11 protein-coding genes and 1 pseudogene are annotated in these 11,069 nt (G+C 64.1%); 2 read left to right on the top strand and 10 right to left on the bottom strand.

Translation table 11 applies throughout. The features are described 5' to 3' along the window. Positions 1–461: 461 nt before the first annotated feature. Entirely contained in the window at positions 462–758 is a 297-nt protein-coding gene (locus M3498_15410; protein ID MDQ3460666.1) for a type II toxin-antitoxin system RelE/ParE family toxin, read from the bottom strand. Further along, positions 758–1,003 (bottom strand): type II toxin-antitoxin system ParD family antitoxin, encoded by a 246-nt coding sequence (locus M3498_15405; GenBank protein MDQ3460665.1) that lies wholly within the window; start codon positions 1,001–1,003, stop codon positions 758–760. The genes M3498_15410 and M3498_15405 overlap by 1 nt, the downstream gene beginning before the upstream one ends. Before the next feature lie 336 nt (positions 1,004–1,339). On the opposite strand from M3498_15405, the gene M3498_15400 reads away from it, so the two are divergent. Next, a complete protein-coding gene (locus M3498_15400) occupies positions 1,340–1,795 on the top strand; it encodes a LuxR C-terminal-related transcriptional regulator (GenBank protein MDQ3460664.1) in 456 nt (151 codons plus the stop codon). 121 nt (positions 1,796–1,916) lie between these two features. Next, positions 1,917–2,163, top strand: a pseudogene (locus M3498_15395) (tyrosine-type recombinase/integrase). Between the two features lie 103 nt (positions 2,164–2,266). Here the strand turns inward: M3498_15395 and M3498_15390 are convergent. The 8 genes from M3498_15390 to M3498_15355 all read right to left on the bottom strand — a co-directional run. Next, the gene (locus M3498_15390) at positions 2,267–3,100 is read right to left on the bottom strand and encodes a carbohydrate ABC transporter permease (GenBank protein MDQ3460663.1); all 834 of its coding nucleotides are present in this window, start codon (positions 3,098–3,100) and stop codon (positions 2,267–2,269) included. After that, a complete protein-coding gene (locus M3498_15385) occupies positions 3,093–3,977 on the bottom strand; it encodes a sugar ABC transporter permease (protein ID MDQ3460662.1) in 885 nt (294 codons plus the stop codon). The genes M3498_15390 and M3498_15385 overlap by 8 nt, the downstream gene beginning before the upstream one ends. Before the next feature lie 57 nt (positions 3,978–4,034). After that, entirely contained in the window at positions 4,035–5,255 is a 1,221-nt protein-coding gene (locus M3498_15380) for an extracellular solute-binding protein (protein MDQ3460661.1), read from the bottom strand. A gap of 103 nt (positions 5,256–5,358) precedes the next feature. Beyond that, positions 5,359–6,477 carry an ABC transporter permease gene (locus M3498_15375; protein ID MDQ3460660.1) on the bottom strand — a complete coding sequence of 373 codons (1,119 nt, stop codon included), beginning with the start codon at positions 6,475–6,477 and terminating at the stop codon, positions 5,359–5,361. Continuing rightward, entirely contained in the window at positions 6,470–7,441 is a 972-nt protein-coding gene (locus M3498_15370) for an ABC transporter permease (protein ID MDQ3460659.1), read from the bottom strand. Before M3498_15370 ends, M3498_15375 begins: the two co-directional genes overlap by 8 nt. Positions 7,442–7,518: 77 nt before the next feature. Next, positions 7,519–9,291, bottom strand: coding sequence for an ABC transporter substrate-binding protein (locus M3498_15365; GenBank protein ID MDQ3460658.1), 1,773 nt, complete (start codon positions 9,289–9,291; stop codon positions 7,519–7,521). Positions 9,292–9,394: 103 nt separating this feature from the next. Further along, the gene (locus M3498_15360; GenBank protein MDQ3460657.1) at positions 9,395–10,357 is read right to left on the bottom strand and encodes a C40 family peptidase; all 963 of its coding nucleotides are present in this window, start codon (positions 10,355–10,357) and stop codon (positions 9,395–9,397) included. Further along, positions 10,354–11,069: anhydro-N-acetylmuramic acid kinase (locus M3498_15355; protein MDQ3460656.1), on the bottom strand; the 716-nt coding region annotated here is incomplete at its 5' end. The genes M3498_15355 and M3498_15360, both read right to left, overlap by 4 nt.

The following is an 11,069-nucleotide window of genomic DNA, read 5'->3' as shown; positions in this document are numbered from 1 at the left end:
CTGCGGGGTGCTGCGCGAACATTGCGAACCAAGTGAAGCAATCTCCAAACCGTGTACCAAAAACGAGATTGCCGCGTTGCTTCGCTCCTCGTAATGACCCATCAAAAGAAGGCTGACAGACCACTAGGCTAGAGGTGAAAGCAGTAGGGGCGCCGAAGTGCCCCCGACAAAAAGCCAGCGCCTAGTGGCTTAGGCTCTGCGCCACATCATCTCGCGCTTGAGCTGTTCGATGGCCTCGGTGATGGGGATATCGCGTGGGCAGGTGTAGGCGGTGCGGCAGCGCCACAGGCCGGTGGACTGGTTCAAGACCTCCATGCGCTAAGGCTTTAGAGATAAGAAAAAAAACACTTCTGTCCCAGTACCACCACGAGACTTCCCTTTTCCCCTACGTTCTTGCTACCTTCTGTGGTAGAAGCGGTTCTGGCAGGAGCTTTAACCGAATCGGCAAGAATGTTGCGGCCTCATGATTCCGCGAAGATGCTCTCACTATCTTGAGGCCCTGCCAGCACTCGCTCAACGGCTATCCCCTCCTCAAACGGCATGTAGAAAATGATGTGCCTGCCGACGACGAAACTACGCAATTTTGGCTTCAGCTCCTCACGGGCCTTTCCCATCAAGGGCTGGGTCGCTAGCAGGTCGAACCTATCCGCCAGCCAGCGGAGGTAATTGTCGGCGGCGCTGGGATTATCGCGGGCAATGAAGTCCCAGATCAGCAACAGGTCCACATCTGCTGCTGGACGAATCACAACGGTCGGCATTACTGCGCCGTGCGTTGCTGGAACCGCTCCCTCGCCCGTCTGATCGTCTCCTCTACATCGAACGGCTGATAGTCGCCGCTGTCTTCGCCCTTTTGAATCTCGGCGCGGAGGTGAGACAGTCTGCTTTCATATTCCTGAATCAGTTTGAGCGACCGGCTCACGACGGCGCGGTCATCCTCATAGTGCCCGGTCGCTACCAGCCCACGGATAAGCTGTTCTTGTTCTTTGGTGAGTTCAATCGTCATACCCCAGGATAGGCGTTTTCAACGGAGCCTGCAACGTCTTCTCACGCGGGTGCAGGGCGGCCGAGCCGAGACGCTATGTTGCGGTCCCTAGCAGGCCCGGTGCCCCGCTTGTCTCAGGGAGTCTGAACAGCTTAAGCGCCGAGGTTCGCTGCGAACCGCCCCCAGACCGAGCTCGAGACGACGGCCGACTTTCATGGCGTTGGCTTCCACAGCGTCGGCAGCACACAGCAATCTTGCGGAGAGTGAATATGCTAAGGTAAGTTTACAGTGAACCTGAAGGTCAAAGTCTACTGCGGCGTCGATAAATTCCGCAGCGACATAGAGTAAGCCCTCATTTTGGAGGGATTCAAGCTGTGCTCCGGAGCGCGGTGGCATCTGCTCATCGACGCCCCTTGGGGCTGGGCTGTTTCCAGGCACGCCACCACCGCGGTCAGAGGAGCTGTCGTCGTCACCGACAACCCCTGCCCCGAATACAAGCTGGACCTGCTCGAGCAGGAGCCCGCCGCCCTCTTGAGCGGCGTGTCCCTGCCGGATATCGTGCGGACGCTTAACCTGCTCGAGGCGGGCCAGAAGCAGCCCTTGCCCAAGCTGTCCTCTCCCCTCACGCCGGTAGAACGCCTCACCCTGCGGCTCGCCGCCAGGGGCTGCGACAACAAGGTTATCGCCAAAGCGCGCAACACGGGCGAAGGGACCGTCAAGAACTCCCTCCAGGTCGTCTTTCAAAAACTCGGCTTTGAGTCTCGAGTCCAACTCGCTCACTACTACGGCAACTGGCACGCTCTGGACGACTGAGAACCGCCGCGCCATGCATTACTAAAGTAACGTTACTTTAGTCACGTGACTAAATGCACCTGCGCAACGGCATAAGTAACATCTAAACTGCAAGCAGCTAGAAAGCTCCGGTCGGCGGGGACGGCATCACATCTATCCCAACACCATTCAGCGCGCGATGAAGCGGGCAATGCTTGCTGCTGGTATGGAAAAGCATGGCAGTGTACACACCTTACGCCACAGCTTTGCGACGCGCTTGCTCGAGGACGGCTACGACATCCACACGGTGCAGGAGCTTTTGGGCCATAAGGATGTAAAGACCACCATTGATCTACACCCATGTGCTCAACCGTGGCGGGCGAGGGGTACGGAGCCCACTCGACGCATAAGGTCACGCCTTCAATCTAATCTAGCCATCGTCTTTGCCGCCAGCTTGTCGAGCGCGAGCACGGCTATTTCAGCGCATCCGCGCCTAGAAAAGCCTCACACCCTTCATTTCAGGGCGCCCGAGGTGAGGCCCTTGATGATCTGTCGGCTGGCGAAGAGATAGAGCAGCAGGAGCGGCAGGGCGGTGATGGTGAGGCCGGCGAAGAGCAAGGCCCAGTTGTTCTGGTGCTCGCCGAAAAAGGTGAAGAGCCCGAGCGGCAGGGTGCGGTACCGCTCGGCGCGGATGAAGATAAGTGGGAAGAAAAAGTCGTTCCACCAGGGGATGAAGTTGAAGATTGCCACCGTCGCCAGGGCCGGGCGGATAAGCGGCAGCATCACCTGAGCGTAGATGCGAAACTCGCTGGCGCCGTCCAGCCTGGCGGCCTCCTCGAGCTCCCTGGGCAAGGTCTTGAAGAAGTTGGCGAGCACGAAGATGGTAAAGGGCAGGCCGCTCGCCGAGTAGATGAAGATCAGCGACCAGGGCGTGTTCAACAGGCCCAAGTCGCGCATCAGGAAAAAGAGCGGCAGGATGCCTAGGCGAATCGGCAGCATCAGGCCGGAGAGAAAGTAGAGCATGAGCCAGTCGCGGCCTTTAAAGGCGTAGCGGCCGAGCGGATAGGCGGCCAGGCTGCCCACCACCAAGACGATCAGGACCGACACCGCCGTAACGAAGACGCTGTTGAGAAAATAGCTCGAGAAGTTGCCGCGACCCCAGGCCTCCGCGTAATTGGCGAGTGTCCAGGTGCTGGGCAGGGCGAAGGGGTCGCGGAAGATCTCCTGGCTGGTCTTGAACGACGACATGATCATCAGAAAGACCGGATAGACGACGGTGAAGCCGTAGGCGATGAGGATGGCGTAAATCAGCGTGGTCTTGGCGATGTCCGTGGGCCTACTAGTCATAGATCACCTCGCCGCGCCCGAACAGCCTCAAGGCCAGCAGCGAGACGCTCAGGATGAAGCCGAACATCAACACCGCCAAGGCCGAGCCCATGCTTACCGCGTCCTGGCCGCCACCGAAGGCGGTGCGGTAGAAGAAGGTGCCCAGCACGTCGGTGGCGCCGCCGGGGCTGCCGCTCGAGCCCGCCATTACGAAGATCAGCTCGAAGGTGTTGAAGTTGCCGATGAAGGTTAACACCGTGACGATGGTCAAGGACGGTCTGAGCAGGGGCAGCTGGATGTGGCGGAAGACCTGCCAGGCGCTTGCGCCGTCGAGCCGGGCGGCCTCGAGGTAGCTGGCGGGAATGCTGCCCAGGTTGGCGAGAAAGAGCATCATCGGAAAGCCCAGCCAGGCCCAGGCGTTGACCACGATGATGGTCGGCAGGGCCGTCTCCGGCAGGCCCAGCCAGGGCAGGGCCAGGCCGTCCAAGCCGAGCTCGCGCAGGGCCTTGTTGAGCGGCCCGAAGAGCGGGTTCAAGATGAGGAGCCACAAGAAACCCACCAGGACCGTGGGCAGCAGGTGGGGTAGGAAAAAGAGGTTCTGCCAGAAGCGGCCGCCGCGGCGCATGCCGTGGAGCAGGACGGCGAAGGCGAGCGCCAGGGTGTTCTGCACCAGCATGGTGCCTGCGAAAAAGAGGAGGTTGTGCCCAAACGCCCGCGCCAGGTTACTGCGCCAGGGCTCGGTGGTGAGCAGAGTAACGAAGTTGTCGAGGCCGACGAAGGGCCCGCGCACCAGCCCGCGCCACTCGAAGAGGCTGTAAGCGACGGCGTTTAAGAGCGGCCAGACGATGAAGAGCGTGTAGAGGACAAAGGCCGGCAGCCAGAAGGGCAGCAAACGCAAGGAGGAGAGCTTGCGGGCTCTCCTCTGTGCTTTTGGGGGACTCGTCAAGGGCGGCGCTTAAGGGTTGGGCGTGAACCAGCTCGACATCTGCGCCTGCAGGCTCGAGGCGACCTCCTCGGCCGTCATGCGGTCCAGGAAGAGGTTTTGCATGTCCTGGCCGATCACGTCGGTGCCGGTGGGGGTGCCGTAGCGGAAGTGCACCAGCAGCATGTAAGGGGTGGAGGCCTCGTTCCACATCTCGACGATCTCGCTGAGCAGCGGGTCGCTGGGCGTGACGCCTTGGATGGGCGAGATCTGCGCGAGCCGGTCGGTAAAGAGCTGGCCGAACTCGGGCGAGCCGAGCCAGTCCACAAAGGCCAGCGCCGCCTCGGGGTCATCGCTGCTGCTGGTGGCGGCCCAGGCGCCGTCGACGAACCAGGACACCAGCCTCTCGTCGCTGCCCTTGGCGGGCACGGCGAAGACGCCCAGGTCCAGCTCGGGGTTCTGGCTCAAGAAGTAGGCGCCTTCCCAGGAACCGCCGGGGAACATGGCGGCCAGCTCATTGACGAAGAGCATCCGGGAGTCGTCGTAGGATACGCCGGTCACGGTGGGCGGGAAGTAGGGCTGGAGGTCCTTGACGGCCTGGACGCTCTCGATGAAGGCGGGATCCTCGAAGGTCCGGCTGCCATCCAGGATGCCCGCCACAAAGGCGTCGCCGCCGTAGCTGCCCGCGCCCACCACGGTGTGCAAGATGGGCAACATCCAGGCGTCGCCGCCGGTCACGGCGATGGGGATGTAGCCGGCCCCCTCGAGCGCCTCGTTGACGGCGATGAACTCGTCCCAGGTAGTGGGCTCTTCCAGGCCGAGCTCGGTAAAGATCGCCCGGTTGTAGAACATCTGCAGAACCTGGACGGCGAAGGGCACGCCGTAGACCTCGCCGCTTTCCTGGGAGCGCACGGCGTCCAGGGTCTGGCTCGAGTAGTTCTCCAAGCTCGCCACGCGGCCGTCCAGAGGCAAGAGGTAACCGCCCTCGATCCACGGCCTGACGCCGCCGTAGGAGCGCGTCTGCACCACGTCGGCGGCCTCGCCGGCCTGGAGCGAGGTGGCGACCAGGGTGTTGTACTCGGTATTCAAGAAGGCCTCGAAGTTGACGCTGACCCCAGGGTTCTGCTCCTGGTAGGCTTGCAGAATCTCCCGGTAGGCGGCCACGTCTTCGGTCCGCCAGGACCACATGTCCAGGCTCTGGGCAGCGGCAAAGCCGCAGAGGGCGAAAAGCAGTGCGGTGATTCGGGTTCTCATCCTCCTCCTCCAATCCAATTCTCGAGCTTGCCCTCTAGTCATACCATACTTTCATACGCACTTTGAACCAGTTCTAGACCATTTGCCCGGCAAGCCCGGCGGCTCAGGTCATCCGCGCGTCGACCGCGTCGCGCAGGGCGTCGCCGACGAAGTTGAAGGCCAGCACCGAGAGGACGATCATCAGGCCGGGCAGGAGCAGCCAGGGGTAGAGGCTCAGAGTCTCGAAGTTCTGCGCGTCGCGGAGCAGCAGGCCCCAGCTCGTCATCGGCTCCTTGACGCCAAGTCCCAAAAAGGACAAGGCGCTCTCGCCCAGGATGTAGGCGGGCAAGGCCAGGGTGGCGGCGATCACCAGGTACGAGCTCAAGTTGGGCATGAGGTGGCGCAAGATGACGCGCAGGTCGCCCGCGCCGATAGCTCTGGCCGCCTGCACGTAGTCGGCCTCGCGCGCCGCCAGGACCTGCCCGCGCACCACCCTGGCCAGGCTGGCCCAGCCGATCAGGGACAAGACCGCCACGATACCCAGGTAGACCCGGGTCGAGGGCCAGGTGGCCGGAATGACCGTCGCCAAGGCAAGCAGGATCGGCAGGCGCGGGAAGGAGAGCATGACCTCGATGAGCCGCTGGATGAGGCCGTCGACGACGCCGCCGTAGTAGCCCGAGATGCCGCCCATGAGGATGCCGATCGAAAAGGAGATGAGGATGCCGATGACGCCGACGGTCAGGGACACCTGCGAGCCGACCAGCATCCGGCTCAAGAGGTCGCGGCCGAAGCGGTCGGTGCCGAGCGGAAAGTAAAAGCCCTCCGCCACGCCGAAGAGGTGCAGGTCGGTCCGTGCGCCCAGAAGCCTATAGGGCTGACCGCGCACGAAAAAGCGGATGGGCTCGGGCCGGCTCTGATCCTCGGCGTAAAAGGAGCGAAAGGTGACCGGGTCGCGCTCTCGCGCCACCGGATAGACGAAGGGCCGCATGAGCCGGCCCTCGTGGACGAGGTGGACGCGCTGCGGTGGCTGGTAGGGAGAGCGGGAGTGCTGGGTGGTGATGTTGTAGGGCGCGAAAAAACCCGCGAAGAGCGCGATTACATAAAGCGTTATGAGGATGATACCCCCGGCGGCGCCGACCTTGGAGCGCTTGAAGCGTCGCCAGGCCAGCGACAAGGGACCCTGGCTCCGGCGCCTCTGTGGACGCGCCGGGGCCAGGGCACGTTCGGCGGGAGGGTCAATCATATCTGATCCTCGGGTCGGCCCAGGCCAGGGCCAGATCGGCTAAGAGGTTGCCGATTATCAAGAGCAGGCTCGAGAACAGCAGCAAGGTCATCGCCACGTACTGGTCCTTGGCGAGCAGCGACTCGTAGAGCAGCGGACCGATGGTGAACAGATTTAAGACGATGGAGACGATGATGGTGCCGTTGATGACTTCGGGCAGGCTGAGCCCGGCCAGCGAGATGAGCGGGTTGATGGCGTTGCGCACCGCGTGGCGGTAGGTCACCGTCCGCTCGCGCACCCCTTTGGCGCGCGCCGTGCGCACGAAGTCGGCGTTCAAGACGTCCAGGAGGTTGGCGCGCATCTGCCGCATGAGCACGGCGACGCCCGAGGTGCCGACCGCCAGGATGGGAATCCACAGGTGGTTCAACAGGTCCAAGAACTTGGTCAGGCTCCAGGGCGCGGCGATGTACTGCGGGCTGAACAGCCCGCCGACCTGCGTGCCGCCCAGGTTGAGCACCAGCGAGACGAGCAACAGCGCCACTAAAAAGTCCGGTACCGCCAGGCCGATGTAGCCGACGAAGCTGGCAATGGCGTCGGTCACGCCGTTGCGGTTCACGGCGGTGTAGACGCCTAAGGGAATGGCGACGAGCCAGGAGAAGAGCATGGTCGACAGCGCGATGATCACCGTCCAGCCGAGCCGCTCGCCGATCATGTTCCAGACGGGCCGGTTGGCGAAAAAGGAGTAGCCGAAGTCGCCGCGCGTCACGATGCCCCAGACCCAGCGCCCGTACTGCTCCCAGGCGGGGCGGTCGAGGCCGAGCTGAGCGTTGATGCGCGCGACCGTCTCGCGGCTGACGCGCGGGTCCTCCAGGTAGCGGTCGGTAAAGCTGCCGGGCTGAAGCTGAAGGATGGCAAAAGAAACGACCGACACGAAAAAGAGCGTGGGGATGACGATGAGTGTGCGTTTGACGAGATAACTCAACATCGCTAAAAGAATTCAGGAGCCTGAACGGTCGACATCTTCCGGCTCCTGACGATTGACTCCTCCCTCCGTGCTCGAATTTACTCGTTGACGGTGTAGAGCACCACCGGGTTGTAGCCGGGGATGACGCCCAGGCTGTAGACGAAGTTGCCCACGCGGTTGTACGCGGCGGCGATGTTGGCGGGCTTGGCGATCATGATGACCGGCAGGTACTCGGCGTTAAGCTCCTGCCACTCGCCGTAGAGCTCGGCGCGGCGCTCCTGGTCATTCAGCCTGGCGCCCTCGTCGAAGATCTCCCAGATGCGGCGCTCCCAGTCCGCCATCGCCGCCATGTTGGGCTCGCTGCCCTCTGCGGCGGGCTGGGTGGCGCGGTGCCAGTAGTAGAGCGCGCCGCCGGGCTGCCAGATGGGCGTCCTCAGTTCGGGGTCGGGCTGATTGCCGAAAGCCACGATGATGGCCTCGAAGTCGCCGGCGAGTGCCGTCGGCACCAGAGCGCTGCCCTGGACGCCCTGGAGGTTGACCCGCACGCCTATTTGCGAAAAGTCGTTTTGCAAGATGGTGGCGATGTCGGTGAAGACCGGCGAGTCGACGTTGTAGGTGAGGGTGAACTCGAGCGGCTGGCCGTCCAGGTTGCGCACCCCGTCGCCGCCTTCGTCGGTCAGGCCGAGTTCGTCCAGGGCGGCCGCGGCGGCGTCTAAGTCGAACATCCGCATCATGCCGGTGGTGTCGCGGTAGAAGGCGGTGTTGGCGGGCGCCGTCGGCGTGCCGGGCAGGGTCGCCAGGCCATTGTAGACATCGTCGATGATGCGCATGCGATCGACGGCGTACTCCATCGCGCGCCGAAACTGGACGTCCGCGAAGACCTCGGCCAGGGCGGGGTTGGCGGCGTCGAAGTTGAAGGCCAGATGCGGCGGCGAGCCGAAGAGCGCCTCGCTCTCGACCACGTGGAAGTCGGCGCCCGCCAGCTCGCGCGACTTGAGATCGGGAAACTGCGCGCCGGAGATGTTTAAGACGTCTAAGTTGCCCGCTAAAAATTGCGCGACTTGCGCCTCGCCGCCGCGCACGATGAGCAGCTCGAGCCGGTCCACATAGGGCAGGGCGTTGCCCTCGCTGTCCTCTTTCCAATAGTCGGGGTTCTTCTCGAGGCTGACGAGCTGACCGGCGGTGTAGCCCGCCATCTTAAAGGGGCCGGTGCCGACGACCTCGCGCGGGTCGCTGTCGGTGGGCCAGGCGTTATTGATCGCGGCGGCGTCGGCGCCGCCCTCCTGGCTGAACTCGAGCAGCTTGTGCTTGGGCATCATGAAAAAGCGCTGCTGGATCAGGAAGGCCGCCGAGGGGGCGGGCAGGGTGAAGCGCACCGTCATGTCGTCCACGGCCTCGACCGTGACGCGCTGTTCCTCGCCGTCAACGTTATAGACGAACTGCGCCGCGTCGCCCGCGCGGGCCTCGGGGTTCATGATGACCTGCTCGTAGGTGAAAACCACGTCTTCGCTCGTGAAGGGCTCGCCGTCGTGCCAGAGGACGCCCTCGCGCAGATGGAAGGTGTAGACCGTGCCGTCGCCTTCGACCTCCCAGGACTCGGCCAGGCCGGGCTCGAGCTCGTAGGTCTCGAGGTCGAACTCGAGCAGCGAATCGAAGACCTGCTGGGCCAGGGTCTGCAGGTTGGCGTCGATCACGGCGTAGTAGAAAAATGACGGCGGCGCGTCGCCCAAGGACATCGTCAGGGTACCGCCGGGCTCGCCGGGCCCCACGCCCAGGGCCGAATAGTCGGGCATGGCCTTGGGTGGGGCGAAGGCGGAGCTCAGGGCAAGGGCCAAGAGCGCCAAGGCCAGGGAGAAGAACCGTATCTTCATGAAAACCTCCTCGTAGATGTCTCGCCTCAGGAGTATACCAGTAAAGAACCCGTAAGAGGCTGAGATCTCCCAAAGCCTCGCTTCATGAAGGGAAGCCCCTGGCCTATCGGCCCTCGAGTCCGCGCACCCTGACCACCCGGGCCAGTTCCGCCCACAGGCCCCTGCCGTAGTCATCTGTACTGAAATTATCGACCGTGACGCGCATATTGTGGGCGTTGGCGTGGATGAAGGACCGTTCCCCCAGGGCGATCATCACGTGGCCGGGCAGGAAGAGGAGGTCGGCGGCGCGCGCCTCTGCGGGGGCGACCTCCGCGCCCGCCGCCTGCTGCTGGTCGGCGTCTCTGGAGAGGAAGAGGCCATGCGCCCTGTAGACGGTCTGCACCAGGCCCGAGCAGTCGAGCCCCCAGGCGCTGCGCCCGCCCCAGACGTAAGGAGCGTGCATGAAGGCCCTAGCCAGCCTGGTAATGGCGGCGGCGGTAGGCTCGAGCAGCGGCGCGCTCAGGGGCTCGAGCACGGTCTTACGCACGAAGGCGCTCCGGCTTGGCAAGCTGATCTCGAGCCACGGTTCAACGTCATTCTCCACCCGCAAGGTCACGCCCAGAGCAAGCTCGAGCAGGGGCGTCGCCGACACCTTGGGCTCGGCAAAGGCGTGCGTCCGCAAAACTGCCACCCGGTGAGTCGGCTCGAGTCGGCAGTCCATCAAGTCGGAAGCTTGGAGCCAGCCCACGTAGCCGTCTCGCGCGAGCTTTACCCGCACGAAGCCGCCCTGCCGGTCAAAGGCTGTGACCTCTTCGCCGTAGAGCGCCTCGGTGACCTGGTTGGCCCCGTCCTGCGCCGCGGCGTAGACCTTGGCGCGGCCAGCCACCAGCCAGCCCGGCCGCTCAGCGGGAAAATCAACCTGCACACGCAAGCCCTGCGAACGGGCAAAGCCGTGCAGCAAGGCGCTAAAGCGCCCTTCGGCCACCCCGGTGAGGCTGTCCTCGTGCAGCGCCACCTCAAAGACGCTGCACCGAAGGTCGCCGACCTGCGCCGCCTGGAGGGCTGCAAAGGCCTCCGCGCGGCTCATCCGGCCCCCCAGGGCCTCGAGAGCTTGCCGGCGATCACCGGACGGCGCGCGCCGGTCGCCCGGGGCAGGGTGTTGGGCAGACCGTGCCAGGCATAATAGGCCATCACCGCAAAGGCCAGCGCCTCGCGGTCCTTGGCGCGCCAGCCCAGCTCCTCGAAGCTGCGGACGGGCAGCTCGAGCCGGGCGCGGAGCATCTCGAGAAGCGTGTCGTTGTGCGCGCCGCCGCCGGCCACCAAAACCTCGTCCAGACCCTCGGCAAGCACGAAATCCCGGTAGGCCCGGGCGATGGATTCCGCGGTGAAGGCCGTCAGCGTCGCCAGCAGGTCGTGGCCCCCCACGCCCTTTAGTTCAGCCCCAAACTCGCTCAGCGTAAAGACCTCGCGCCCGGTCGTCTTGGGCAGCCCCTGGCTCAGATAGGGATGCGCCAGCAGAGCGGCAAGGACCCTCTCGTGAACCTCGCCCCGCGCGGCCAGGGCGCCGCCCGCGTCGAAGTCCCGGTCGAAGTCACGTTTCACCGCCTCGTCGATGAGGCAGCTCGCTGGTCCCGTGTCGAAGGCGAAGACACCGCCGGGGTCACCGTCCGCGGGCAGGTAGGTGAGGTTGGAGATGCCGCCCAGGTTGTGGACGGCGCGCGCTACGCCCGGCTCGGCGAAGAGCTTGAGGTCGCCAAACGCCACCATCGGCGCGCCCTGGCCGCCCGCGGCCATGTCCG

The sequence above is a fragment of the Deinococcota bacterium genome, from assembly GCA_030858465.1.
GTDB lineage: Bacteria > Deinococcota > Deinococci > Deinococcales > Trueperaceae > JALZLY01.
Note: the sequence above shows the minus strand (reverse complement) of the source record. Positions and strands in the feature narration are given on the sequence as shown.